This window comes from Shewanella sp. DW31 (genome assembly GCF_015767295.1).
Lineage (GTDB): Bacteria > Pseudomonadota > Gammaproteobacteria > Enterobacterales > Shewanellaceae > Shewanella > Shewanella oncorhynchi.
This window is the reverse complement of the sequence record NZ_JADWMP020000048.1, coordinates 1-1,555: the sequence shown is the minus strand read 5'-3', so window position 1 is coordinate 1,555 and position 1,555 is coordinate 1. Positions and strand designations below refer to the sequence as shown.

The 1,555-nt window shown below is 42.5% G+C and carries 2 protein-coding genes; both read right to left on the bottom strand.

Features of this window, described 5'->3' with window-relative positions:
- Positions 1-559 precede the first annotated feature (559 nt).
- Positions 560-856, bottom strand: a complete 297-nt coding sequence (locus GWI56_RS21540) for a hypothetical protein (protein ID WP_198574019.1) — start codon at positions 854-856, stop codon at positions 560-562.
- Between the two features lie 229 nt (positions 857-1,085).
- Positions 1,086-1,469: a helix-turn-helix transcriptional regulator gene (locus GWI56_RS21535; protein WP_198574018.1), complete on the bottom strand. Its 384-nt coding sequence runs from the start codon at positions 1,467-1,469 to the stop codon at positions 1,086-1,088.
- Positions 1,470-1,555: the final 86 nt, after the last annotated feature.

Below are 1,555 nucleotides of genomic sequence, written 5' to 3'. Positions count from 1 at the left end.
TGCGCACAATGTATATTATCTAGTCTGACAGGTGCATAGGAACGGCTATACAAGGCTTTCCTATATCGATGTTGTATTCCTTCATGAAAATTCGTTTATGGCGGTAGAACGTCTCTCTAGGCAGCAAATAATCCGTTCTGATACCCAGTCTCCACGTGATGTAAGTTGAGCGCAGGCTAGAGCGCAATCGCACGATAAATAGCTGTTCTTTGGGGGTAATAATGATGTCCGAGTCGTACATGGTATTCATTCACCTAAAATGGTGTCTCAATTTCCCCATATAGTAACCGAATTGGGATTATTAAGGGACGTGTCCCTTAATGCTAAGCGCCTTTGATAGGGGCGTTTTTTGCCCCGAGCTTTCTCCCTGCCAAGCCGCTTTTAACGTCCTTCCAGCCCTGCTAAATTAGATTTTTGTTTACAGAATTCAAAGCGATTACATTGAGGGGTTGAGCGCACACTTGGAGAGGGGCCCGCTTGCGGGAGAGACTCCAAGTGGAAGTGAATGACCTTCAAGTCCACATACTTTAACAGTGGACTCTACTCCAATATTTGGAGACTAATTGGGAATTTGTAAGATACGACCGGAGCCCGACCAGCCATCCTCAATAGCTTGCTTAGCCAGAAACTCAAGGTCAATTAAATCGCCTTCAACTCTGAATTCTTGATCTTCAATATTGCAAGTAAACCGTGATTCCTCCAAATCCCATGAAACTCTACGTATAGGTCTTGTTGCAACAGAAAGACCTAGGCCTTCAAAGGGCACAAATGGTAACTGAATATCTTTATGCAGAGACACAAGCTGCTTTCTATTTTCTGAATAGATGGTTAACACCAAGCGTACATCAAAACTCATAATTACTCCTTTGATACCAAAGTAGGTAGACTTTTTAGGTTCGGGTTCAGTGACACCCGAACTTTGGTGTGGTTTCCCACACAATTTAGCTGAACTTTACCGTGGTTTTCCACGGTGAACTGCTGTCCATGCTTACGGGTCTGGGGAGGAAGGGGGAGCAGGCGAAGCGCCCCCCGACCGACAGGGTTTTAGGTTTGGGTTCCTGTTACACCCAAACTAACTCCTGACATCAGGAGTTTCTCAATAAATCATGGACATCTTTTTCATCCAGATAATCCTCATCTGTTTCATTTTCAAGGTCATGAAAAAAGCTCTCATGATCTTGAATATGTTTCCAAGATTTTAGCGTTTCTAACTCGCTTCTAGCTTGTACCCTAGTTAACTCATAAATGAAATCTTCTAAGGAATACCGCTTATAAAGCTTTCCTGAACATATTTCGTTAGGGGTAATCCCTAACACGAGAGCAAGGTCTTTTACTTGTGATGCTTTGGGTTCGGTGGTTCCGTTCTCCCACTTTAGGTATGTTTGCTTTGCAACCTTGACCAGTTTTGCAACATCTTCCTGCTTTAAACCTCTCCTATGCCTGGCTTCTTTAAGTACATCTTTAAGCATGATAGTCCCTCAAAAGTACATTTTAATTTAACTATAACACCACCTTTTTTCACTCACACCTTGCAATACATTAAAATGAATCTTAA

Bases quoted from the DNA above. Each gene is read 5' to 3' on its own strand.
- GWI56_RS21540 (WP_198574019.1), bottom strand. From the start codon at position 856: ATGAGTTTTGATGTACGCTTGGTGTTAACCATCTATTCAGAAAATAGA.
- GWI56_RS21535 (WP_198574018.1), bottom strand. From the start codon at position 1,469: ATGCTTAAAGATGTACTTAAAGAAGCCAGGCATAGGAGAGGTTTAAAG.